Genomic DNA, 22,527 nt, shown 5'->3' on the forward strand with positions numbered 1-22,527 from the left:
CGGCAACCGCCCCGATCGGGAGTCCTCCACCGATGATCTTGCCGAGCGTATAGAGGTCTGGCTCCAGACCATAGCGTGCGGACGCTCCAACAAAGCCTTGACGGAAGTTCAGCACCTCATCGCTGATGATCAGGATGCCGTGAGCCCGAGCGGTTGACTGAATGGCGTCGACAAATTCCGGATCCGGCGCAATCAGGCCGGCGCGGCTCGGCATCGGATCGATGACGATGGCCGCCAGGGAATCGGCGTTGCGCTCGATCCGCTCCACCGCTCCCTGTACGTCGTTGAAACGCAGCGGCACCACCTCGTTCAACACCGAGGCGGGCTGCCCCTTGTAGTATGCAACGGATTGAGGCTCGGCGGGTGCCCCCCAATTGCTGGGCCCGCTGGACTGACTCACCTCGACCCAATCATACGCTCCGTGATAGGCGCCCTCGATCTTGGCGATGGCGGGCCGTCCGGTCCATGCGCGGGCCGCCTTGATGGCGAACATCACCGCTTCCGTACCGGTGTTGCAGAAGCGGATGCGCTCGATGGCGGCGACCCTCTCGCAGATCAGCTCCGCCAGTTCGATCTCGCGTTCGGTCGGATTGGCGAAACACGTCCCGTCGCGCAATTGCCGCTCGAGCGCCGACACGACAGGACCGAAGGCATGGCCGTGGATCAGGGTCGTGAAATTCGCATTCAAGTCGAGAAATTTTCGACCATCTGCATCGAACACGTAAGCCCCAGAGCCGTGGCTCACATAGCGCGGAAGCGGGTCCCGCTCGATGGTGGCCCGTGTTGTGCCATCGGGAAAGACGCAGCTCGCGCGCCGAAAGGCCTCTTTGGATCTGGGTCCCACCTGGGTGGGTCCGGTCTGCCTCGCGGAAGCCTGGGGCAGGGCTGATTGGACAGTCATCATGGGTTCTCGCTTCGACTGAAGTGAGCCATGACTAGGCGCGTTTGATATTTGATGCAACAAATTTGTTGCTGGAGCCGCCCGCTATTCCAGTCTCGTGGCGAGCCGTCGGTATCCGTCGCGAATGTCCTTTTCGATCGCCGCCTGAACCCGGGCGGCGTCCCCACTCTCCAGCCCCGCGATCGCCTCCATGTGGTTACTCACGCCCACTCTGGAGGTCGCGAATTCTGGGTACAGGTCGTTCAGCGAAGGGCCGATGCGGACCCAGAGCGATTCGATCATGGCTGTCAGGCGAGGCATGTTCGCGGTCTGATAGATCAGGAAATGGAAGGCCTTGTTGGCCTTGAGGGCGGCAGAATAATTGCCCGCGTCGAGCGCCGAATTGATCTGAGATTGCAAGGCCTTGAGCTTATCGATGGTCTCTGGCGACATGTTTGTCGCCGCCATCCGCGCCGCCAGTGCCTCCAGCACCAGGCGGATGGCGGTGACCTCATCGAGCGCAGCTTTGGTCAAGGGTGGAACGATGACGGTCTTCGGGCCGGCATTGACGAGGGCGCCTTCGCCAATCAGGCGCATGATGGCGTCACGCGCGGGCGTCGTGCTGACCTCGAGCGCCTGGGCAACAGCGCGCACCGTCAGTTTTTGTCCAGCCGAGAATTCACCTCGCACGATTGCCTCCTTCAGGGAGGCGTAGGCGAGTTCACCAAGGCTGGTCTGGCGGTCGATCGGCACGAGAGGCATCTCTGCGGCCGATTTCAACGAGGAGTCGGTCAGGTCTGAGAACATGGCCGCACTCTGAGTGCATAAGTGCGGGATTTCAAGCCGGGCAGGCTATTTGGTGCATCATTCCCCTGTGCATTCGCTGCCGTGATGCTCCCGATCGATCCGCAAGGAGCTTTTGCGCGTCGCGCGACGGGCTCTTGACATAACAAATTTGTTGTCTGATACATCAAAAAGAGGGTGGTGGTATTATGGACAGTGAATTGAGGGGCGGGTTTCGCGTTGGCGTCGACATCGGTGGAACCTTCACTGATGTTAGCATTGTCGATGGGGGCGGTCGTGTGCATGCAACCAAGTCGCCAAGCATGCCAGCCGATCCGGCCAAAGGTGTGGTTGCGGCGCTCGAGCGTGCGGCCTCCGAGCTCGGCATGACGCTTCAGCTGTTGTTGTCCCGGACCAATCTGTTCGTTCACGGCTCGACAATCGCGACCAATACCTTGCTCGAGAGAACGGGCGCGGTCGTCGGTCTGCTCGGCACCGAAGGATTTCGTGACACCATCGAGATCAGAAGGGGCTGGCGAGACAATCCCTGGGACCATCGTGCTCCCTGGCCAGATCCCATTGTGCCGCGGCACCGGCGATTGTCCGTGGTTGAGCGGACGGACGCGGAGGGGAATGCGGTCGTCCCGCTGGATCCGGCGTCCGTCCGCCGCGCGCTCGACCGTATGCTCTCGTTCGGAGTCGAATCTGTCGCTGTCTGCCTGCTCCACAGCTATCGCAATTCCGACCATGAGCAGCGATGCCGCGACATCATTGCCGAGCATGCTCCCGCGCTGTGGGTGACGCTGTCTAGCGAGCTCGCGCCGGTTGTCGGTGAGTACGAGCGGGCATCAACGTCTGTCATCAATGCCTATGTGGCGCCGCGCGTCGTACCTTATCTCAACGGCCTGGAACGTGATCTCCGGGCGATGGGCTTGCGCGCGCTGTTGGTCGTTCAAAGCAATGGCGGCGTTGTCTCGGTGGCTCAGATTGCCAGGCATCCGGTGGCCATGCTGCTGTCCGGTCCCGCTGCAGCCGCCGGTGCGCTCACGCATTTTCAGACAGAGGCCGGCACCGATCATCTGATCTCGCTCGAAGTCGGGGGGACGAGCTGCGACGTGATGATGGTCAATGCAGGCGAGATCGGCATGACCGATCTTCTCGATATCGAACGGCTGCGCGTCGCGGTGCCATCGGTCGAAATCACGACCGTGAGTGCCGGCGGCGGTTCGATTGCCAGCGTGGACGAAGGAGGGCTGCTCTGCGTCGGCCCACGCGGGGCGGGATCCAATCCTGGGCCGGCCTGCTACGAGCGCGGCGGCTTGCAGCCTACCGTGACCGATGCTCAGCTGCTGCTCGGCAGGCTGCGGCCTGGAGCGCAGGGCGGCGGCGCGATCATTCTCAATCGGTGGCTCGCGGAGGAGGCGATCCGCACCCAGATTGCCGAGCCGCTCGGTCTTCAGCCGTTTGAGGCGGCCGTTGGCATCATTCGGCTGGCCGAGCAGACGATGCTGCATGCCGTCGAGAACGTCAGCATCGAGAAGGGGCTGGATCCGCACCGCTTTACTCTTGTTGCCGGTGGCGGAGCAGGCGCGCTGCATGCGAGCAGCATTGCGCGTCTGGCACGCTGCCAGAACGTCTTCGTACCGCGTCTGGCGGGAATATTGTGCGCGTTTGGAATGTGCAACACCGACCTGCGCTGCGATCTGCAGCGGAGCATTCCGATCGCCCTGGAGCAGCAACATCGTGGCATTCTCGACCGGCTGACGGCGAGTCTGATCGGGCAGGCAACAACGCTCCTGGAGGAGGAAGGCTTTCCACCCGAGCGCCGGCGATTCCTGACGCAGTGGCACCTGCGCTATTTCGGTCAGCAGTCATCGATCCCGATCACCGTGCGGGACGACGAGCCGATTGCCGCAATCATCGAGCGGTTTGAAGCCGAGCATCTGCGCATGTTCGGTCATACTCAACCGGACGGTCGCCATCAGGTCGTTTCCGTCAAGGTCAGTGGCTTCGGACTTCTGTCCCGCTTGCATGCTCAAGCATCGAACTTCGCCGGCAGCCGTGGGAATGATCCTGACGGGCGGCGCGAAATCTGGGTCGATGCCGAACATGACTGGCAAGAGGTCCCGGTGTTCAAAGGGAGTGCGCTTGCATCCCATAGGCTGGTCGATGGCCCGGCCATCGTCGAGGAAAGCACCACCACGATTCTCGTGGGTGCGCGTGATCGGCTCCGGGTGACCTCCGGCGGCAACTACATCATCGAGCTCCAATAGGGGAACATCATGGATCCCGTCTTGCTCGCCCTGACGCAGAAGCAGCTCGATCATATCACCCGGCAGATGGGATGGGTGATGATGAAGACCGCGCGCAGTCCCATCTTCTCGCAGTCTCACGACTTTTCCTGCTTCATAGGGGACGCGGATGGGGCCGTGGTGGCGCAGGCTGACGGCATCCCCATTCATACCGGGAGCGGCGGCTTCGCGTTGCGCGCTCTGAAGCAGGCCTTCAATGGAGATATCGCCGAGGGCGATGTCTTCCTGTCCAATGATCCCTATCTGGCGGGCAACAACCATCTGGCGGACTGGACGGTAATGCGGCCCGTCTTTGTCGAAGGTGCGTTGTTCGGCTTTTCATGCAATCGCGCACATCAGTCTGACGTCGGGGGAGGGGTCGCGGGCACCTATAATGCGGCCGCGCGAGAGATCTTCCACGAAGGCGTTCGCATCCCGCCATTGCGGATCGCCCAAAAGGAAGTCGTGCGCGAGGATATCCTGCAGTTGCTGCTCGCCAACACGCGCTGTCCCGACCTGCTCATCGGCGATCTGCACGCCATGCTCGGATCGACGCGGATCGGTGCCGAAAGGCTCGCATCGCTGGCCCGCGATCTCGGCAGCAAACAAGCGCAAAGGCTGTTTCCAAACCTGCTCGACTATGCAGAGCGTCGAATGCAGGTTGAGATCGAGCAATTGCGGCCCGGTCGATACAGCGGCGTCGACCTCAGCGATCATGATTGCTTTGCGGCGGCCAATATCCGGATCGAGGTGTCGTTGACCGTCGAGCGCGAACGACTGATATTCGACTTTTCCGGTTGTTCGCCGCAGATCGCAGGCTTCAAGAACAGTCCCTTGGCCAATACCTCATCGGCCGTCTATCTCGCGGTTGCGACCTTCCTGGACCAGTCCCTGCCCCGGAACGAGGGTGCCTACCGGGCGATCCAGATCATCGCTCCTGAAGGCACCATCGTGAACGCAAGATCGCCAGCGCCCGTCGGCTTTACGACCACGCATCCGGCGCACGAGATCATTACCGCCTGCTGGCAGGCCTTGTCAGGCGCCGCGCCCGATCGCAGCTGCGCAGGGTGGGGCAAGTCGCTACACCCGGTATCGGCCGGTTCGACGCGACAGGGCAACATCTTTGTTCTCTATCATTGGCTGGGCTATCCCGCCGCCGGTGCGGTCGCAGAACGCGACGGCTTCAACGTGCTCGGCACGGTCAACACCCTCGGTGGGCTCGTGCTGCCGAATGTCGAGGACCTCGAGCTCGCCTACCCAGTCGAGATCCGCCGCCAGGAGTTCCGAACCGATGGAGGAGGTCCTGGCCGGATGCGTGGCGGGACCGGAATTCACTACGAGGCCCGGCAGTTGGTGCCCACCGAGACCACGTTTCGTGACGAGGCGAGCAGGCGGCCCTCCGGGTCCGGGGTGATGGGCGGACAGGCTGGGGCCGTCGCTTCGATCAGATGCCGCGCTGCAGACGGCACCCTCGTTCAAACACCGGCCTACGGCACGTTGCGCTGTGGTCCCATGGACATTTCGATCGAGTCGGCCGGCGGTGGCGGATGGGGCGATCCGGGCGAGCGGAATCCGGAAGCGGTGCGCCGCGATGTCATCGACGAACTCGTCAGCCTGGATGCGGCCCGGACCATCTATCAGGTCGTGCTGTCATCCGACCTGTCGAAGGTCGACTACGAGGCGACGCATCGCGAGCGGAGCAAGAGACGTTTCACCACGACCACCCTTGAGGAGATCGCCCAATGGGAGCTTTCACAGCAAGAGCCTACGCCTGCAAACGACGAGCGATCCTCGCGGCGGCCGTCGCCGTTCAGGTCGCATTAGGTTTTCCACCGGTCTGGGGCCAGAGCCGTAACGAAACCGCGCGAGTGGTCTGGCCGTTCGAGACCAGCTCGCTGGATGCTGCGGGCGCTGGCGTGCAGCGATCGACCTGGGGCGTGTCCTGGCACGTCTACGACCGGCTGGTCACGTTCGCGCTGGATCAACCGCGTGACAACGTCCAGCAATACAGGCTGGACGAACCGCGCGGCGACATCGCTGAGCGCTGGGACATCTCCGAGGACGGCAAGATCTACAGATTTCATCTTCGCAGCTCCGCAGCCTTCCATGACGGATCGCAGGTGACCGCCGAGGACGTCAAGTGGTCGCTGCAACGTGCGATCAGCCTGCCGACCACGCGCTTCGTTCTCAACCTGGGGGGGCTCGTCAACGAGGATCAGATCAAGGCGATCGATGCCAAGACGGTGGAGATCGCGCTCACCAAGCCCAATCGCTATCTGCTGCTTTCGCTCAGCACGCCGTTCGCGCCAATCATCAACGCCAACCAGGTCAAGGCCCATGTCACCCCGAATGATCCTTGGGGCACCGAGTGGCTGAAGGCCAACGAAGCAGGAAGCGGCGCGTATCAGGTCATGACTTTCCGGCCTGACCAGGTTGTCCTGCAGCGCAATGACAAATGGCATGGCGCGCCGCACCCGGCCATGCGGTGGGCTGTGTTTCAGACCGTGCCTGAAGATACGACCCGCGTAGCGCTGGTCGAACGGCATGCGGCCGATGTTGCCGTTGGGCTGACGCCGAATGCCATCGAAGGCGTCGAGCGGCGCGCACAGGCCAGGCTGCTGTTGATACCTATGCCGAACCAGTTCGAGTTTCTGGTCATGAACACGCAGACCAAGCCGTTCGACGATGTGAGGGTTCGTCAGGCGATCGCGCACGCCATCCCGCAGGACGACATTTTCCGGAGTGTGTTTCTCAGCCGGGGCAAGCGACTGTTCGGTCCGCCCGAGGAGGCCAAAGGTGCCAGCTTTCCGCAGCCACAGTCGTTCGCCTATGATCCAGAGATGGCGCGCAAGCTGTTGGCTGAGGCAGGATATCCGAACGGCTTCGAGACCACCTTGTCGCTATGCACCTGCAAGGCAGAATACTTTGAAAATCTCGCGGTGGCGCTCAAGGATCATCTCGCCCGGGCTGGCATCCGTGTGACGATCGAGAAGCTGCCAGGGGCGCGTTTCGGCGAGCTGCAGACAGCAAAGCAAATGCCGGTCTACCTCGAAAATCAGGTCGCCTGGCTCAATCTTCCCGACTACTGGATCCGGATATTCTATCGTGGAAATACACGCTCGAATTTCTCCGGCTACAACAATCCCGCGCTCGATGCGCTGCTGGCAAAGGCTGACGAAGCCGGCAGCGATGCCGACTATGACGCGGCGATGCGCGAGATGATCGCGATCGTGAATCGCGATGTTCCGCTCCTGATGTTTCGCCAGGCAGCTCTGGAGGTTGTGATCGGCAAGGACATCGGGAACTATGCGTACTGGTTTCATACCCTTCCAGATGTGCGGTCGTTGACCAGGAATTGACAAATGCCAGCCGGCTCCTCGCCACCCTCGGCGAGGAGCCGGTGCTTCGCCATCCTACGCCGTCTGCGGGTCCCGCGGTCGCCTGATCTAGTTGCGCTGAAGGGCGTTGTTGAAGAGCTTGGAGCCCCGCAATGTTGACCTTCTTCCTGCGCCGCCTGCTTGCGGCGGTGCCCGCGATCTGCACCCTGGTCGTGGCGACATTCCTCATCATGCGCGTTCTCCCCGGCGATCCGGCGGTTTTCTTCGCGTCGGGTCCCGTACCGACCGCGGAGGAGACGGCCTATGTCCGACAAAAGCTCGGCCTCGATCGGTCCGTCCCCGAGCAGCTCCTGATCTATGTGAAGGATATCGGCCGGGCTGATCTTGGCATGTCATTCACAACCGGGCGTCCGGTCCTGACGGAGCTGCGCGAGCGCCTGCCAGCCTCGCTTGAGCTGGCGGTCGTGGCGCTGCTGCTGGCGCTCGCCATATCCATTCCTCTAGGCGTCATGGCAGCGATATGGCGCGGCTCGCCGGTGGATCACTTGGCGCGCGTCATCAGCAGTATCGGCGTGTCGATGCCGACCTTCGTCACGGGCCTGCTCCTGACCTACGTGTTCTTTCTCTGGCTTGGTATCGCTCCGGAACCCGTCGATCGGATCGACATGTTCATCGCCGCGCCGCCGCGTCTGACAGGCTTTCTCCTGATCGACAGCAGCCTCAGCGGGCGCTGGGATGCGCTGCAGTCAGCTGCTGGCAGGCTTGTGCTGCCGAGCATCACAATGGCGATCTTCGTGCTGTCGCCGCTGACGCGCATGACGCGATCTGCCATGCTGGGGGTGCTGAGTTCCGATTTCGTGCGTACGGCGCGCGCGATGGGGCTCAGCGACGTCACGGTCTACATCCGCTACGCGCTGCGCAATGCGCTGCTGCCGGTGTTGACGACGATGGGGATCGTGTTCTCGACGATGCTTGGTTCGAATGTTCTGGTCGAACGGGTCTTCGGCTGGCCCGGCATCGGCAGCTTCGCGCTGAATGCGCTGCTCGCATCCGACTATGCGCCCGTACAAGGGTTCGTCCTGCTGATGGGGCTGCTTCTTGTCACCGTCAATCTGGCGATCGATGTCGCCTATGGCCTTGCTGATCCACGCGCACGCAGAGGGGTATGATGCAGTCTTCATTTTCGATCGTCTCACATGCGGCGCGGATCGTCACGCTGAACTGGTTGTCTGTTGCGGCCGTCACGACCGTCGCAATCATGCTGCTCTTGGCTTTGTTCGGACCAATGTTGGCACCGTTCGATCCCTATGCGACCGATCTCGGCCATGTGCTTCTGCCGCCAAGCGGGACGCATTGGTTCGGCACCGACCAGCTGGGGCGGGACCTTCTGAGCAGAGTGATCGTGTCTGCGCGCCTCGATCTCTTCATCGCGGTCTGCGCGGTGACGGCGTCCTTCACCATAGGCGTCGGCATCGGCGGATTATCTGGCTATCTGGGCGGTGCCTTCGATCTCTGGACCAGCCGCATCGCCGAGATGCTCCAGGTCTTTCCGCTGTTCGTTCTGGCCATGGCGCTGGTTGCCGCTCTCGGCAACGATCTGCGCAATGTGATCCTTGCCACCGCGATCGTGAATCTCCCATTCTATGTGCGGCTGGCGCGCGTGGAGGTCGGCGTGTTGAGCAGCCAGCTGTTTGTCGAGGCAGCGCGCGTCGCCGGCAATGGCGACGGTCGGATCATAGCGCGCGTTCTACTCCCGAACGTGATGCCCAACCTCATGGTTCAGTTGTCCGTCAATCTCGGCTGGGCGATCCTCAATGCCGCAAGCCTGTCCTTCATCGGCCTCGGCATTCGGCCGCCGACGGCGGAGTGGGGGATCATGGTCGCTGATGGCGCCGCTCAGGCGATGGCTGGCAATTGGTGGCTTGTCGTCTTTCCAGGCGCAGCGCTCGCCTTGGCAGTGTTCGCCTTCAATCTGCTGGGTGATGCCTTGAGGGACATCCTCGACGTTCGTAGCCGATAGAAGCCCTGGTGAGCAGGTCATGTTGAAGAGATCCGATCCCCCGCTGCTGAGCATTGATGGCTTGGCTGTCGAGTTCGATGCCCCGCATGGACGCGTGCGGGCGCTCGATCACGTGTCGTTCGAAATCGAAGCGGGCGAGATCGTTGGCATCGTCGGAGAAAGCGGCTCCGGGAAATCCGTCACGGCCTACTCGATCCTGGGGTTGCTTCCGCGCCAGGCTCGGGTGCAATCGGGTTCGATCACCTATCTCGGCCGGTCATTACTCGGCCTGCGGGAGTCGGAGCTGAAGGCCATTCGCGGAAGTGAGATATCAATGGTGTTCCAGAGCCCGCAAACGGCTCTCAATCCGATCAGGCCGGTCGGAGCGCAGATCAGCGACGTCCTGAGAGCGCACAGCCCGCTGAGGGGCAGTGACGCCGACAGGAGAGCTATCGAAGCCCTGCGTGCGGTTCACATTCACGCCCCTGAGCGTCGTGTCCACGCCTATCCGTTCGAGATGTCCGGCGGAATGTGTCAGCGCAGCGTGATCGCCATGGCGCTTGCGTGTACGCCACGGCTGCTGCTGGCTGACGAGCCGACCACCGGCTTGGACGTCACCACCCAGAAGGCCATCATGGAACTGCTGGTGGAGTTGAATCGCTCTCGCGGCATGTCCACCATGTTCATCACCCATGATCTCGGTCTGGCGGCGCAATATTGTGACCGCGTCATCATCATGGAGCGCGGACGAGTCGTCGAGCACGGTCCGACCGCGCAGATCTTCAGTCGTCCGCAACACGTCTACACGCGGAAGCTGCTGAGCGCGACGCCGCAGGGTCATGACAAGCTTTCGGACCTGATCCCTGCCTCTGAGCCGCAGGTCTTCGGTCCGACCCGGCAGCTCCCGGAGGCGGCTCATATGCCTGATCTTGCGAAGGAGCCCGTTCTTAGCGTCCAGGGGCTGACGCACGATTACGTACTGCAGAAGTCGCCACGCACCCTGTCGAAATTCATGGCGCCTTGGCGCAGCCGCCCCGCGGCCGGGCCCTCGTCGTTTCGGGCGGTCGATGATCTCAGCTTCGAGGTGCACCAGGGCGAATGTGTCGGACTTGTCGGCGAGTCGGGGTCGGGTAAGACGACAACGTCGCGGCTGATTGCCAAACTGGTCAAGCCCTCGGCGGGATCGATCAGGCTTCATGGTGAAGAGATCGCCGATGCCGACCCGCGGTCCTTTGCAAGGTCGGCCAAGCGGCGGCTGATTCAGATCGTGTTTCAGGATCCCGCCTCCAGCCTGGATCCGCGGCGGACCGCATTCGAGGCAATTGCCGATCCGCTGCTTCGTCTCGAACGGCTGAAAAGATCGGATGACCTCGAACAGCGCATCCACAGCATCTGCGACCTTGTCGAGTTTCCGAAGGCGCTGCTCAGCAGGTACCCACATCAACTCTCCGGCGGTCAAAAGGCCCGCGTCGGCATTGGCCGGGCGATTTCGGTTAACCCGGCGCTGGTCGTGCTCGACGAGCCGACCTCGGCCTTGGACGTCTCCGTGCAGGCCGTCGTTCTCAATCAGCTGAACAAGCTGAAGCGGGCGCTGGGCCTGTCCTATTTGTTCGTCAGTCATGATCTCAACATCGTCAGGCTGATGTGCGATCGCGTCATGGTCATGAAGGGGGGACGCATTGTCGAGCAGGCAGCGGTCGCAGACCTGTTCAGCAGACCGCAACACGAATATACCAAGGCGCTTCTCGACGCGATTCCCCGGATCGAATTCGGCGGCGAGCCGCCGCCGATCTCCGGGTTCGAGAGAAGCCGCTTGAGTGTGGGTGCGGTCCCTCGGAACTGAAGGGATCGCCGCCATGCGTTACACTTGGCGCTTGGCAAACGGTTCGGCCCGGTAGACCAAGTAGATCCCGACGAGGATGAGGCCGGTCCCAACGGCGAGTTGAGGCGGCAGGTTCTCAGCCAACAGGATGACGCCGGCGGCGGCCGCCGAAATCGGCGCCGCCGTCACGAAGATCGCAATCCTGGCCGCCGAAGCTTGTTCGATGGCCCAGGACCAGAGCAACAATACGCCGGCTCCCCCAACCGTCCCGCAGAACAGAACCGCGAGCCAATCCTCGGCGGCAAGCAGCGGTAGGCCGCCGAGCGTGCCTCCCGCGAGGGTGAAGGCGAACAAGACCACAAGGCCTCCGAGACAGGCGATCGGAGCGATCGTGTGGGCGGGATAGCGCGTCAACATGCGAGCAGCGCAGACGTTGAACAGTGCCAACAACACGGTGGTGAGGAGCACGACCGCATCGCCACGATTGATGGTCATTGGCGTGCCCGTAACGAGCTGTCCGGAAAGTCCGACGGCAACTCCGATGAGCGCGCAGCAACAGCCGGCGACCCGGCGCCGGGTGCATCTTTCCTGTCCGACCATGGCGGCGAATGGCAGGGTCAGCAAAGGGCTGGAACAGATCACAAGCGCTCCCCGCGAGGCGGTGGTGTATTGCATGGCAATAGTCAAAAGCCACGGACAGAGACCCGCGACGACACCACCAAGAGCGAGGATGGTCGCACAATCCCGGGCCGGCGGACATTGCGATCTCCTGAGAAGCGGCGCGAGGCACGCAGCCGCAATCGCACAGCGAAGAAAGGCGACGGCCAGCGGGTCATGCCGCTGGACGATCAAGCGCGTCACGGCGAGTTGAGCGCCGTTGGCGCAGCTCGCGACCGCAGCTGCGATTGCTGCGATGGTAGAGGTGGCACGAAAGCCCAGCATCAAGACGTCCGTTCGTCCAGGATGACCTTGCATCCGTAATCTCCTGGTCCGTCTCCGCACCTTGAGTCGACGCGAAGTACGTGGTGTGCAGGTTGTGACCAGTCTGGGTCGCTGCGGACGCCAATCTGGCGTCTGCCGAGAGCAGACGGCCGTGCCTGCGCCAAACGACCTCTGTTCAGCCCGGTGTCATCTCGCTCCGACACAGGAGTCCATCAGCTTTCGCATCCATCCATGCCGGCCCCAACGGCATCCTAATATGAAGATCACAATCGGCCCAGCTACCAGGAAAGGTGGTGGTCCTGGATGCAGTCGCATGTCCTATGCGATGATGGAACGTCTTCAACTCGGGTGAGAACGCCGTGATCGCCAGGAAGAAGAGGATCAAGACCGATAGCTGAATTGCCGGTACGTCGTTAAGTTCGCTGGAGCGGTCATATTGACGACGTGGTTGTGTCGGCGAAAGCGCAGTACTCTTCTCGTTCGTCGGATCGGAAGCTCGCGCGTGCCTGATCCGCTCTATGATCTCGGCTGCCAGCGGTGCCATCTGCTGCGGGCTTTTGGTGGGGCCCGCGGGTGCGACGTGAGGCGGGGTGTGCTGCACACCTTAGCCGGGGGGTCTCGTGGTCCTGTCGTCGCGTAGCACCGCCAATCTCGGTGGCTCGTCAAGAAAGCGCCTGCGTGGCATGAGTGGTGCACGTCGGCTGATGACGATTTGTTGCTTGGGCACCAGGGCCGCGAATGGCCGGGTGTCCGATGACGGCGCGCGCTCCTCAGTCGCCAGGCAGGCTTATCTCGGCAGATCTGTTTGGACGAAGCTCTGGTCGCAACCTTGAGATTTATTCGTTACGACCCGAAAACAGATATTGTATTGATGTCAATACGACTGCGATGCCGTTTGGTGCCGCAAGAGGAGGGGTGGCAGGCCGCTCTCGGCGGGGCGGAACGCGAGAGTGAGGCTACTACCGCTTCCCGGCTGTATCTGCCGATCCAGGAGCTTTGTAGGTGGGCGTGGCATTCGGCGCGGCCGACGCGCAAGCTCTGATTGCAGTCGCTGTCACCTGGGTCCTGGGACTCACACTTTTGCGCCGCAGTTGAGCTTCGTCGTTAGCCCCATAACGCCCAAGAATAGGTCTCCTTGATTTCGGACTTTGACAGAGATGCAGGACTCTTCCAGCCTGCTGCGTGGGCAACGGGCGAGGCACCGGATGAAGCACGTCTCCATGAAGTACGTCTATATGTTGGCTTTCTGCATCGCCGTCGCGGTGAACGCGACCGGTGATGTGTCTGCAGCGGAAGCCCCGGGGACCACCCTGCAAATCGGGGCCGGTGGATCAGACATTACCACGCTTGACCCCCATCGTGCGACGACCAGCACCGACAAGCCGCTGATCGGCCTGATGTTCAACGGCCTGGTTCGATTCAAGCCAGGGAGCGCGGACCCTAAGGATCTCGAACCCGATCTCGCCGAGCGGTGGGAAACGTCCCCAGACGGACGAGTCTGGACCTTCTTCCTCCGAAAGGGCGTCAAGTTTCACGGCGACTGGGGCAGCCTCACCGCAGATGATGTCGTCTACTCGCTGACACGTGCCGCAGACCCCAGCCGATCGAGCTTCGCTGCAGACTTCTCCGCGGTGGAGAGCATCGCCAAGGTAGACGGGTCCACCGTTCGCATGACCCTGAAGTATCCAGATCCGAATTTCCTCGGCCGCTTGTCCAACTATCACGGCGGAAACATTGTCTGCAAAAGAGCAGTGGAGGAGCTCGGAGACAAGTTTGCCTCCAATCCCGTCGGTACAGGTCCGTTTGCGTTTTCAGAGCATGAAACGCAGCGGCATGTGAAGCTGGTCGCAAACGAGGGCTATTTCCGCGGCCGGCCGCAGATCAGCAATATCATGTACCGTACGATCCCCTCCGACAGCGCCCGCGAGCTCGCCTTTGCGTCTGGAGAGCTCGACGTCATCCAAGGCCGGCGCGAGCAACGCTGGGTCGATATGACCCGCCAGCGCGGCAACATGGTCGTTGATGTCTTCCGTCCAGGAGAGTTTCGAACGCTTCACATCAACAGCAGTATTCCGCCGCTCGATGACCTGAAAGTCCGACAGGCAATCGCCGCTGCGGTCAATCTCGACGATCTCGTGCAGTTTGTCGGTAAGAGCGTCAGTCTGAAAGGCTGCTCGGTCGTGCCCCCGGGCTATATCGGAGAGGACTGTTCATCAGGGGCTTATGCTTACGATCCGGTGAAGGCCAAGGCACTTCTGGCCGAAGCGGGCTACCCAAATGGCCTGACGCTCAAGGTCGTGGTGTCCAATATCTCGGCTATCCTGCCGACAATGGAAATTATTCAGCGCCAGCTCGCAAAGGCCGGTATCAAGCTGGATATGAGCGTTGTCGATCACGCCACCTATCAGAGCCAAATTCGCGGTAATGCCAGCGCTCTGGTGTTTTATGGCGCCGCCAGATTTCCGGTCGCCGACACTTATCTGACCGAGTTCTATCACTCGGGCTCGAGCATCGGAAAGCCGACGGCGGTTGCCAATTTCTCCCATTGCGACGTTGCGGACGCCGACATACAGGCGGCGCGGGTGGAAGGCAGTGTGGAGCGGCAGCAGGAGCTGTGGAAGGAGGCTCAGCGCAAGATCCACGACGCCGTCTGTTCTGTTCCGCTGTTTGAGCTTCAGCAGGTCTGGGGGCACAGCAAGCGTGTCAACTACGGCTATGAGCTCAAAGGAGCCATGAACCTCGCTCCGCCGATCACCGAGGCGACGACGCTTATGCCGCGCTGAGCGACTCCTGGGAGAGCCGTGCGGCCGTCGTGCGCGCCTGCTGCAGGAAGGCGTCGACCAGACTTGCATTGCGGCTGTCGCGTATTCGACAGAGCTGGAAGTCGTAAGACAAAGCAGGCTCGAAGCGTCTGATGGCCAGACGGTCCTGAAGCCCGCTGAACATCAAAGGGTGCACCAGCGCGACGCCGAGGCCGGCTGCCACGAATTCGCACAGGGTCGGCGAGACATTGGCAACGAGCACGGTGTTGGGTCTGACGTTGTAGGCGTCGAACATCGTCGCAATGCACTGACCGGCCTGGCTCTCAGGGTCGAAAGACACGAAGGGAATGTCGTCGAGATCATCGGGCTCCACAACGTTCTTCATGGCGAGGGGATGATCGGTCGGCATGATGCAGACGAGCGGGTGCTGGATCAGCGGTTCGGCGATCACATAGGGATTGTCGATCCGCGAGCTGACAAGGCCGACATCGAGCTTGCGTGTGACCAGCCAGTCCACGATCCATTCCGAGCTGCGTGACTTGACCGAGCAGAACACGTTGGGATGCTGCTGCAGGAAGCCCATCGTCGCCTGCTGGATGAACGAACGCGACAAAGCCGGCATGACTCCGACAAGAAGCTGCCCCTGCTCCTCGCGGCGGATCGCCTCGACGGCATTCTCCACCTGGCGGACACCTGAAAAAATACGATCAATCTCCTTGTAAAGCCGCATGCCGCGCTCTGTCGGAGCAAGGCGGCCCTTGACGCGATCGAACAGGCTGAGCCCGGTATCCTCTTCGAGATGAGCGATCAGTTTGCTCATCGCGGGCTGGGAGATGTTGAGGATCAAAGCGGCTCGGCTGATCGAGCCGCTCTCGATCACCGCTTTGAACGCCTCAACCTGTCTGAGATTGATCTGACGAGCCATCCCATAACCCTGAAGAATACAGCCAGAGATTTTCGACTTTGACCAAATATCTCTTTTTGTCGTCATATTGGGCAAGAGGAAATCTGATGCATCCTGAGATAATAGTTATCGGTGCGGGCACGGTCGGTGCTGCGATCGCTTATGGGCTTGCGCGAAGACAACGCCGAGTGCTCGTGCTCGACGGTGACGATCGCGACCATCGTGCGGCGCGGGCCAATTTCGGCCTTGTTTGGCTACAGGGCAAAGGCCAGAACATGCCCGCCTATCAGCAGCTGTCACGCCGTAGCGTCGACATGTGGTCCGACTTTGCGTCGGAACTCACTGATCTGGCCGCGTTGGATCTTCAGTATGAACAGAATGGCGGTTTGGCGTTCTGCCTCGGAGATGACGCGTTCGAGAAGCGCCGCTTGGACCTTCAGCGGCTGCAGAATCAGCTCGGCGGAGCGGAGGCGGATTGGCGGATGCTCGATCGCGCTGAACTGGCCAAACTGCTTCCGAAGGTTCGATTGGGGCCTGACGTGGCCGGCGCCAGCTTCGGCCAGCGGGACGGGCATGCCAATCCGCTTCAGCTCCTTGCGGCTCTTCATGCCGGAATCCTGCGTCTGGGTGGAGATCTGCGCCCAAACGCTGCGGTGCGGCAGATCGTGCCCAGCGAGGCGGGCTTTACGGTGACGTTCGGAAACGAGACCGTCAGTGCGCCGCGCGTGCTGATCGCTGCGGGTCTCGGGTCTCAGGCGCTGGCGCGGCAAGTGGGTCTTGAAATCCCGCTGCGGCCTCAACGCGGGCAGATCCTGGTGACCGAGCGCCTTGAACCATTTCTGCCTCTGCCGACGAGTGGCTTGCGTCAAACCCGGGAAGGCACCGTGATGATCGGTGCTACCCATGAGGAGACTGGTTTCGATAGCTCCGCGACCGCGATCGCGGCCGCAGATCTCAGTCGGCGGACGCTTCGCATCGTGCCGGGGCTTGCCGAGGCAAAATTGGTTCGGCAGTGGGCCGGGTTGCGCATCATGACCCCTGACGGGTGTCCCGTCTACGCCCAGTCCCAGAAGCACCGGGGAGCCTTCGTGGCGTTGTGCCATTCAGGCGTCACGCTTGCAGCTCTGCATTCCACCGTCTTGGCCGATGCCATCTCGGCCGGCCAGTTGCCGGATTCGCTCGATATCTTTCATCAGAGTCGCTTTGATGTTTCGAAAGCTGCATGAGCCCGCCGAGACCGTGACTGTCTATGTCGAAGGCAAACCTGTCACGGCGGAGCCGGGCGAAAGCCTGGCAGCTGTGCTGCTCCGGCAGGCTGTCGTCTGGTCGCGCCCCACACCGGTCAAAGGGAGCGGGCGAGCTCCCTATTGTATGATCGGCGTCTGCTTCGACTGTCTCGCTCAGGTAGATGGAATCGCCTCGGTTCAGACCTGCATGACCCCGGTTCAGGAGGGCATGAAGGTTGAGCGCCAGCAGCGTAAGCGGTGCTTGCCGTCATGAGCACCACCGATCTTCTCATCGTAGGGGCTGGCCCTGCTGGCATGACAGCGGCCATCACAGCCCGCCGCTATGGAATTGACGTCCTGGTTGTGGACGATCAAAGTTCTCCTGGCGGGCAGATCTGGCGCTCGGTCGAAACCCAAGCGGCGACCCCGAGGGGAGCCATCCTTGGAAGGACTTATCAGGACGGAAAGGCTGCGACCGATGCATTCCGCGCCAGTGGCGCGCGGTACGAGCCTCGTACACAGCTTTGGCAGGTCGAACCTGGTTTTCGTGCCTTCGTGACCCATGATGGCAAAGCCAGGACGATCGAGGCGCGCGCCATCATCCTCGCAACCGGCGCCCAGGAGCGGCCTGCTCCCTTCCCAGGCTGGACACTGCCGGGAGTCCTCACGGTGGGTGCCGCTCAGGTCCTGTTGAAGACCGCCGGGCAGATCCCCTCCAAGCCGGTCTGGGTCGCTGGTTGTGGCCCGTTGCCGCTTCTCTACCTCGTTCAGTTGCTCAACGCCGGAGGTCAGATCGCCGGCTATCTGGACACGACACCGGCCGGGAGTCATTGGGCGGCGCTCCGGCATCTGCCGAAGGCCCTGCGTGGCAGTGGGGCGCTCCTCAAAGGGCTCGCGTGGACGGCCGTCCTTCGACACCGGCGTGTGCCCGTCGTCCGCCATGTCATCGACCTCGTGGCGCACGGATCTGACCGGATCGAATCCATCAGCTATCGAACGGCCGATGCGCAAGAGAAGACCGTTTCCGCGGATAATCTGCTTGTGCATGAAGGTGTCGTGCCGAACGTCCATGCTCCGCTGGGGCTGGGCTGCGCGGTTGAATGGCGTGACGAGCAGGATTGCTACGTTCCGGTTCTCGATCAATGGGGTGAAACGACCAAAGCCGGTATCTTCATTGCCGGGGACGGCGCGGGCATTGCTGGCGCGAAGGCCGCGCAATGTCGTGGGGCGCTCGCAGCACACAGGCTGGCAGTCAAGCTCGGCTATGCGGACGAGCAGATCGTGCTCAAGGAAGCGCTGCGCGTTCAAAAGAGTTTGGCTCGCGAACTTGCCTTGCGGCCCTTTCTTGACACCATGTTCAGACCCCACGGCAGGATTTTTAGTCCGTCCGATGAGACCGTCATATGCCGCTGCGAGGAGGTCACGGCAGGAGAGATCCGGGCGATGGCGCAGATCGGCGGCTCCGGCCCGAACCAGATCAAGGCCTTCACGCGTGCAGGGATGGGCCCCTGCCAGGGGCGGCAATGCGGTTATACCGTCACCCGCATCCTCGCGGAAATCCAGGATTGTCCTATAGGGGAGATCGGCTTCTATCGAGTCAGGCCCCCGCTCAAGCCCGTGACGCTTGGAGAGCTGGCCACACTCGATCAAAAGGAGGAGGTGTTGTGAGGCACTTTCCTTGTCTGGAGAGAAGAGTTCAGTCCGAACGTTCTGGTTTCTACTCGCGAATGTGCTGGGTGATCCAATGATCAGCTTTGCCTTCAAGCGGCTGCTGCTGGCCATCCCCACCTTGCTGGTGATGTTGACAGCAATCTTCGTGCTGGTGCGTCTCGTTCCGGGTGATGCGGCATCCGTCATCCTCGGCGACCAGGCAACCGAAGCCTCGCTTCGCGCGATGCGCGCCCGGCTCGGGCTCGATCAGCCGATCCAGGTCCAATATCTTCACTTTCTCGGTGAGGTGCTCAACGGAAATCTCGGGCAATCGCTGAGCAGCGGCCGGACTGTCGTGCAGGAGGTCCTGCTGGTGTTGCCCTCCACAATCCAACTCACCTTGGCGGCCATCGTGATCGGAATCGTCCTGGGTCTGCCGCTCGGAATCCTCGCCGCGCTCGGCCGCAACAGCTGGATCGACTACGTCTCGCGGCTGGTCTCGTTGGTCGGGCTATCGTTCCCAGCGTTTGTGTCAGGGATTCTTTTGCTCATCGTATTCGCGATCCAGCTGGGATGGTTCCCCGTTCTCGCGTCCGATAGCACTGATCCGATCGAACGGTTACGAAGCCTTGCCTTGCCTGCGCTGAATCTCGGCTTGATCCTGATGGCCTATGTGGTGCGTGTCACGCGGTCATCCATGCTGGGAGTCCTTGGTGAGGATTACATCCGCACAGCGCGCGCGAAGGGAGTGACTCCCACCCGCCTCGTCATGCGACACGCTCTGCGCAATGGCCTCATTCCGGTGGTTACCGTTGTTGGCCTCTACTTCGGTACGTTGATCGGAAATTCGGTGCTCACGGAGATCATCTTCAACCGGCCCGGCCTCGGCAAGCTGATCTTCGGGGCACTCAATGCTCGCGACTATACGCTGCTCGAGGGGCTGATGATCATCTTTGCCATCTGCGTCATCGTCGTGAATACGCTGACGGACATTACCTATGGGCTTATCGATCCGCGGGTGAAATACAAATGACGGTCGGGGTTGCATCGGTTGCAGTGTCGCAGCCTAGTCGATTGTGGCTGGCCTTTTCCAGAAATCCTCTCTTCTGGCTGGGTGCGCTGCTTCTTGCGCTCATCATTGTCGTGGCGGTGCTCGCGCCGCTGATCGCGCCTCATGACCCGCTGGAGCAGAATATCGTGGCCAGGCTCGAGCCGCCGTCGGCGGAGTTCCTGTTCGGAACGGACAATTACGGCCGAGATGTCCTGTCCCGTCTGATCTATGGAGCCCGCATCTCCCTGATGGTCGGTTTCGTCGCCATCCTGATTGCGATGACGATCGGCTGCACGATCGGAATCGTTGCGGGTTATGTCGGAGGAGCGCTGGATCAGCTCGTGATGGGAGTGCTCGATGTCATGCTCTCGTTTCCAGCTCTCCTGCTCGGCCTCATGATTGCGGCGATGCTCGGCGCCAGCCTTCAGAACCTGATCATTGCAATCGCAATCACGGAGATCGCGCCGTTTGCGCGAGTTGCCCGGGCGCCAACGATTGCCTTGAAGCAGCAGGACTTCGTGATCGCGGGCCGAGCGCTTGGGTTCGGACCCGTCCGGATCATGGGGGTTCACATTCTCCCCAATCTCATCTCGGATGTCGTGGTGATGAGTTCACTATGGATGGCTTCCGCGATTCGCACGGAAGCATCGCTGAGCTTCATCGGGCTGGGCGTTCCGCCACCGACACCGACCTGGGGCAGCATGATCCGCGAAGGGTTCGACAACATCCTCGACGCCTGGTGGCTCGCGGTCTTCCCGAGCCTTGCGATCTTGTTGACCGTGCTCGCCCTCAATCTCCTGGGAGACGCTCTGCGAGACGCAATCGATCCAAAGCTGCGGGGGGAATAGCAGGCATGACATCGTTTCCTAGGCCAGCTCTCGACCTGCGCAATCTGCGGACCGAATTCCGAATCGGCGGCCATTGGTACCCGGCAGTACGAAACGTCTCGGTATCACTGATGCCAAACGAGACGCTCGCGGTCGTGGGCGAGTCAGGCAGTGGCAAGAGCGTCACGGCCCTGTCCATCCTACGGCTGCTTCCGCATGCCGGTGCTCGCATCCAAGGCGGAGAGGTGTTGTTCGAGGGTCAAGATCTGGTGACCTTGTCCGAGCGGGACATGAGCACGATCCGGGGCAATTCGATTGCGATGATCTTCCAGGAGCCGATGACGAGTCTCAATCCGACCATGACCGTGGGAGACCAGATCGCGGAGGCGATCCTCATTCATCGCGGAGGGTCGCGCATGGAGGCCAAGGCTGAGGCGCTTCGGCTCTTGGCGGAGGTCAAGATTCCATCGCCGAAGAGCCGACTAGATGAGTATCCGCATCAATTTTCGGGGGGGATGCGCCAACGCGTCATGATTGCCATGGCACTTGCCTGCCATCCGAGGGTTCTTCTGGCCGACGAGCCGACGACGGCACTCGATGTGACGATCCAGGCGCAGGTGCTGACTCAACTCGAAGAGCTCAAACAGGCCTACGGAATGTCGATGTTGTTCATCACGCATAATCTTGGCGTGGTTGCGCAGATCGCCGACCGCGTTGCCGTGATGTATGCGGGCGAGATTGTCGAGCTTGCGACCGTCGACGCGCTGTTCGCAAAGCCCATGCACCCTTATACGGCGGCGTTGCTGCGCGCCATGCCGCGAGCTGACCGGGCCAGCGAGAGTCTGGAGCCGATCCCCGGCAGTGTTCCGGCCCTGTCTGCCGTTCCAGCAGGCTGCGCCTATGCGCCCCGCTGCCCGTTCAAGGACCGCAGCTGTACCGAACTGCACCCAGAGCTCGTATCATCAGGTGATCCCGGACATTTGGTGCGCTGTCCCGTCAGACCGGTCGGAGGAGTGCATTGATGACGACGTCCCTGGGAAGCTGCGACTTTGTTGTACGTCATCTTTCGAAGACCTTCGTGAGACACGGAGGTTCAGGCGCCAGATGCGTCCGGGCGGTCGATGATGTGTCCTTCCGCATTCCAAAGGGGGCTTCCCTTGGCCTCGTGGGCGAGTCCGGTTGTGGCAAGTCAACGGTCGCGCGTACCATCCTTCGGCTCATTGAGCCCGATAGCGGATCAATCTTATTCGACGGCATCGATGTCCGGGCCGCCAAGGGTGCCACCTTGCGTGCGTTGCGGCGCCGGATGCAGATCGTCTTTCAGGATCCCTATTCTTCGCTCAACCCGCGCCGAACAATTCGCCAGACTCTGGAAGAACCTCTTCGCGTTCATCTGCGACTCTCGTCCAAGGAGATCCGCGAGAGGGCGGAAGCCGCCATGGTCGAGGTCGGGTTGCCGCGAGAAGCGTTGGAACGCTATCCGCACGAGTTCTCCGGCGGGCAGCGGCAACGGATCGGCATTGCACGGGCGCTGGTCTTGGATCCCGAACTGATCGTCGCAGACGAGGCCGTTTCTGCACTCGATGCTTCGGTCCAGGCGCAAATTCTTCGACTGCTGGAGGGGCTGCGCGAACGCCGCGGCCTGTCGTTCTTGTTCGTTTCGCATGATCTCGGGGTGGTCCGCCATTTCTGCGACCGAGTCTCCGTCATGTATCTTGGGCGCATCATCGAAGAGGGGCCGACGGCAGATGTTCTTGACCGTCCGTTGCATCCTTACACCAGGCTTCTGCGCGACAGCTATCCAGTGCCGGATCCGAGGGCCCGCCGGCCTCTGATCCAGATCGTGGGAGAGGTTCCTTCCGCAGCCAATCCGCCTCCGGGCTGTGGCTTTCATCCGCGTTGCGCGCGAGCGGAAGGTCTATGTTCCGTCGAAAAGCCGCAGTTGGAGACGTCGGGAGACGGCCGATTCCGAGCGTGCTACTTCCCGGAAACAAGCGATATAGCGTGGGACAGCCTGCGCATCGGAGCGCGATGACTTAGAGCCCCGCCAAA

General features: G+C 61.6%; 18 protein-coding genes. 14 read left to right on the top strand and 4 right to left on the bottom strand.

Going from position 1 to position 22,527, the window contains the following annotated elements; translation table 11 throughout:
* The coding region (locus QW863_RS32175) for an aspartate aminotransferase family protein (protein ID WP_315769745.1) at positions 1–901 on the bottom strand (901 nt) is incomplete at its 3' end.
* A gap of 84 nt (positions 902–985) precedes the next feature.
* Positions 986–1,687 carry a GntR family transcriptional regulator gene (locus QW863_RS32180; protein ID WP_315716432.1) on the bottom strand — a complete coding sequence of 234 codons (702 nt, stop codon included), beginning with the start codon at positions 1,685–1,687 and terminating at the stop codon, positions 986–988.
* A gap of 185 nt (positions 1,688–1,872) precedes the next feature.
* Here QW863_RS32180 and QW863_RS32185 point away from each other — a divergent pair, with 185 nt between their 5' ends.
* The 6 genes from QW863_RS32185 (at position 1,873) to QW863_RS32210 (ending at position 11,134) form a co-directional block, all read left to right on the top strand.
* Complete coding sequence (locus QW863_RS32185; protein ID WP_315716431.1) at positions 1,873–3,936, top strand: hydantoinase/oxoprolinase family protein; 2,064 nt, start codon at positions 1,873–1,875, stop codon at positions 3,934–3,936.
* 9 nt (positions 3,937–3,945) lie between these two features.
* On the top strand, positions 3,946–5,778 hold the full coding sequence (locus QW863_RS32190; protein WP_315716430.1) for a hydantoinase B/oxoprolinase family protein: 1,833 nt from the start codon (positions 3,946–3,948) through the stop codon (positions 5,776–5,778).
* On the top strand, positions 5,697–7,313 hold the full coding sequence (locus tag QW863_RS32195) for an ABC transporter substrate-binding protein (protein ID WP_315716429.1): 1,617 nt from the start codon (positions 5,697–5,699) through the stop codon (positions 7,311–7,313). The genes QW863_RS32190 and QW863_RS32195 overlap by 82 nt, the downstream gene beginning before the upstream one ends.
* Positions 7,314–7,444: 131 nt before the next feature.
* Positions 7,445–8,461, top strand: a complete 1,017-nt coding sequence (locus QW863_RS32200; RefSeq protein WP_315716428.1) for an ABC transporter permease — start codon at positions 7,445–7,447, stop codon at positions 8,459–8,461.
* On the top strand, positions 8,461–9,312 hold the full coding sequence (locus tag QW863_RS32205; RefSeq protein ID WP_315769750.1) for an ABC transporter permease: 852 nt from the start codon (positions 8,461–8,463) through the stop codon (positions 9,310–9,312). The genes QW863_RS32200 and QW863_RS32205 overlap by 1 nt, the downstream gene beginning before the upstream one ends.
* 19 nt (positions 9,313–9,331) lie before the next feature.
* On the top strand, positions 9,332–11,134 hold the full coding sequence (locus tag QW863_RS32210) for an ABC transporter ATP-binding protein (RefSeq protein WP_315716426.1): 1,803 nt from the start codon (positions 9,332–9,334) through the stop codon (positions 11,132–11,134).
* 18 nt (positions 11,135–11,152) lie between these two features.
* Here the strand turns inward: QW863_RS32210 and QW863_RS32215 are convergent, their stop codons facing one another.
* Positions 11,153–12,088 carry a DMT family transporter gene (locus QW863_RS32215; RefSeq protein WP_315769754.1) on the bottom strand — a complete coding sequence of 312 codons (936 nt, stop codon included), beginning with the start codon at positions 12,086–12,088 and terminating at the stop codon, positions 11,153–11,155.
* Positions 12,089–13,260: 1,172 nt separating this feature from the next.
* Between QW863_RS32215 and QW863_RS32220 the strand changes: the two genes are divergently transcribed.
* Positions 13,261–14,838: an ABC transporter substrate-binding protein gene (locus QW863_RS32220; protein WP_315769756.1), complete on the top strand. Its 1,578-nt coding sequence runs from the start codon at positions 13,261–13,263 to the stop codon at positions 14,836–14,838.
* Here QW863_RS32220 and QW863_RS32225 read toward each other — a convergent pair.
* On the bottom strand, positions 14,825–15,808 hold the full coding sequence (locus QW863_RS32225) for a LysR substrate-binding domain-containing protein (protein ID WP_315716467.1): 984 nt from the start codon (positions 15,806–15,808) through the stop codon (positions 14,825–14,827). The two genes, QW863_RS32220 and QW863_RS32225, sit on opposite strands and share 14 nt — an antisense overlap.
* A gap of 20 nt (positions 15,809–15,828) precedes the next feature.
* Here QW863_RS32225 and QW863_RS32230 point away from each other — a divergent pair, with 20 nt between their 5' ends.
* From QW863_RS32230 to QW863_RS32260, 7 genes are all read left to right on the top strand, one after another.
* A complete protein-coding gene (locus QW863_RS32230) occupies positions 15,829–16,947 on the top strand; it encodes an FAD-dependent oxidoreductase (protein WP_315716466.1) in 1,119 nt (372 codons plus the stop codon).
* Positions 16,928–17,221 carry a (2Fe-2S)-binding protein gene (locus QW863_RS32235; protein WP_315716423.1) on the top strand — a complete coding sequence of 98 codons (294 nt, stop codon included), beginning with the start codon at positions 16,928–16,930 and terminating at the stop codon, positions 17,219–17,221. Before QW863_RS32230 ends, QW863_RS32235 begins: the two co-directional genes overlap by 20 nt.
* Entirely contained in the window at positions 17,218–18,615 is a 1,398-nt protein-coding gene (locus QW863_RS32240; protein ID WP_315716422.1) for an NAD(P)/FAD-dependent oxidoreductase, read from the top strand. The genes QW863_RS32235 and QW863_RS32240 overlap by 4 nt, the downstream gene beginning before the upstream one ends.
* A 76-nt stretch (positions 18,616–18,691) precedes the next feature.
* Positions 18,692–19,630, top strand: coding sequence for an ABC transporter permease (locus tag QW863_RS32245; protein ID WP_315716421.1), 939 nt, complete (start codon positions 18,692–18,694; stop codon positions 19,628–19,630).
* On the top strand, positions 19,627–20,496 hold the full coding sequence (locus tag QW863_RS32250; RefSeq protein ID WP_315716420.1) for an ABC transporter permease: 870 nt from the start codon (positions 19,627–19,629) through the stop codon (positions 20,494–20,496). The genes QW863_RS32245 and QW863_RS32250 overlap by 4 nt, the downstream gene beginning before the upstream one ends.
* Positions 20,497–20,501: 5 nt before the next feature.
* Entirely contained in the window at positions 20,502–21,497 is a 996-nt protein-coding gene (locus QW863_RS32255; protein ID WP_315716419.1) for an ABC transporter ATP-binding protein, read from the top strand.
* A complete protein-coding gene (locus QW863_RS32260) occupies positions 21,497–22,510 on the top strand; it encodes an oligopeptide/dipeptide ABC transporter ATP-binding protein (protein ID WP_315716418.1) in 1,014 nt (337 codons plus the stop codon). The genes QW863_RS32255 and QW863_RS32260 overlap by 1 nt, the downstream gene beginning before the upstream one ends.
* Positions 22,511–22,527: the final 17 nt, after the last annotated feature.

This window comes from Bradyrhizobium sp. SZCCHNR1017 (genome assembly GCF_032381375.1).
Taxonomy (GTDB): domain Bacteria; phylum Pseudomonadota; class Alphaproteobacteria; order Rhizobiales; family Xanthobacteraceae; genus Bradyrhizobium.

Bases quoted from the DNA above. Each gene is read 5' to 3' on its own strand.
- QW863_RS32180 (WP_315716432.1), bottom strand. From the start codon at position 1,687: ATGTTCTCAGACCTGACCGACTCCTCGTTGAAATCGGCCGCAGAGATG.
- QW863_RS32185 (WP_315716431.1), top strand. From the start codon at position 1,873: ATGGACAGTGAATTGAGGGGCGGGTTTCGCGTTGGCGTCGACATCGGT.
- QW863_RS32190 (WP_315716430.1), top strand. From the start codon at position 3,946: ATGGATCCCGTCTTGCTCGCCCTGACGCAGAAGCAGCTCGATCATATC.
- QW863_RS32195 (WP_315716429.1), top strand. From the start codon at position 5,697: ATGGGAGCTTTCACAGCAAGAGCCTACGCCTGCAAACGACGAGCGATC.
- QW863_RS32200 (WP_315716428.1), top strand. From the start codon at position 7,445: ATGTTGACCTTCTTCCTGCGCCGCCTGCTTGCGGCGGTGCCCGCGATC.
- QW863_RS32205 (WP_315769750.1), top strand. From the start codon at position 8,461: ATGCAGTCTTCATTTTCGATCGTCTCACATGCGGCGCGGATCGTCACG.
- QW863_RS32210 (WP_315716426.1), top strand. From the start codon at position 9,332: ATGTTGAAGAGATCCGATCCCCCGCTGCTGAGCATTGATGGCTTGGCT.
- QW863_RS32215 (WP_315769754.1), bottom strand. From the start codon at position 12,088: ATGCAAGGTCATCCTGGACGAACGGACGTCTTGATGCTGGGCTTTCGT.
- QW863_RS32220 (WP_315769756.1), top strand. From the start codon at position 13,261: ATGAAGCACGTCTCCATGAAGTACGTCTATATGTTGGCTTTCTGCATC.
- QW863_RS32225 (WP_315716467.1), bottom strand. From the start codon at position 15,808: ATGACGACAAAAAGAGATATTTGGTCAAAGTCGAAAATCTCTGGCTGT.
- QW863_RS32230 (WP_315716466.1), top strand. From the start codon at position 15,829: ATGCATCCTGAGATAATAGTTATCGGTGCGGGCACGGTCGGTGCTGCG.
- QW863_RS32235 (WP_315716423.1), top strand. From the start codon at position 16,928: ATGTTTCGAAAGCTGCATGAGCCCGCCGAGACCGTGACTGTCTATGTC.
- QW863_RS32240 (WP_315716422.1), top strand. From the start codon at position 17,218: ATGAGCACCACCGATCTTCTCATCGTAGGGGCTGGCCCTGCTGGCATG.
- QW863_RS32245 (WP_315716421.1), top strand. From the start codon at position 18,692: ATGATCAGCTTTGCCTTCAAGCGGCTGCTGCTGGCCATCCCCACCTTG.
- QW863_RS32250 (WP_315716420.1), top strand. From the start codon at position 19,627: ATGACGGTCGGGGTTGCATCGGTTGCAGTGTCGCAGCCTAGTCGATTG.
- QW863_RS32255 (WP_315716419.1), top strand. From the start codon at position 20,502: ATGACATCGTTTCCTAGGCCAGCTCTCGACCTGCGCAATCTGCGGACC.
- QW863_RS32260 (WP_315716418.1), top strand. From the start codon at position 21,497: ATGACGACGTCCCTGGGAAGCTGCGACTTTGTTGTACGTCATCTTTCG.